This window comes from Pseudomonas sp. IT-P260 (genome assembly GCF_949768395.1).
Classification (GTDB): domain Bacteria; phylum Pseudomonadota; class Gammaproteobacteria; order Pseudomonadales; family Pseudomonadaceae; genus Aquipseudomonas; species Aquipseudomonas parakoreensis.
Genome location: NZ_CATKPO010000021.1, coordinates 1 through 762 on the forward strand (window position 1 = coordinate 1; position 762 = coordinate 762).

1 protein-coding gene is annotated in these 762 nt (G+C 54.6%); it reads right to left on the bottom strand.

Going from position 1 to position 762, the window contains the following annotated elements:
- Positions 1–38 precede the first annotated feature (38 nt).
- Positions 39–762, bottom strand: a 724-nt coding sequence (locus ACM6HV_RS10825; RefSeq protein ID WP_414904174.1) for an IS3 family transposase, incomplete at its 5' end; no start/stop codon positions are given.

Below are 762 nucleotides of genomic sequence, written 5' to 3' on the forward strand. Positions count from 1 at the left end.
CTGAACTGGTCAACTAATTTTGGACACCAGTTAAGGTTTCATGCCGCCAGTTTCTCCATAGCTACCGGCGACCGGTAATCGTTGTAGCTATGGAGCCTGACGTTGTTGTAACGCATCACATAACGCTGCACATCCACCCGCGCCTCATGTTCCGAGCGGTAGCCATCTTCTGGCACCCACTCAGACTTGAGGCTTCCAAAGAAACGCTCCATCGGAGCGTTGTCCCAGCACTCACCTTTGCGACTCATGCTTTGCAGGAGGCCATGTTTGCGCATTTCTTTCCTGAATTTATGACTGGTGTATTGGCAGCCTTGATCGGAATGAAACAACACCTCTTTCGGACGGCCTCGCAATTGCACCGCCATTCGCAATGCTTCGCAGGTCAGCGTGGCATCGGAAATCATTGAAAAAGACCACCCCACGATCCGGCGAGCAAACAGATCCAGAACCGCAGCGAAATACAGCCAGCGCTTGCCAACCCTGATGTACGTCACATCGCCACACCACACTTGATTGATCGCAGTGACATCAAACTTGCGCTTGAGTACGTGCGGCGCCACCAACGCTTCCACGCCCGAAGATTTGTACTTGTGCCGCCGCCGCTGATGACTGGCAACACCGGCTTCGCGCATCAAGCTGCGAGCCATATGCCGTCCGACACGATGCCCCTTGGCTTGCAGTTCCTTGGACAGGGTGCGAGACCCTGCGGACGCTCTGGATTCCTTATGATGCTTGACCAGCACGGCCTTAAGTTTCTCCCGT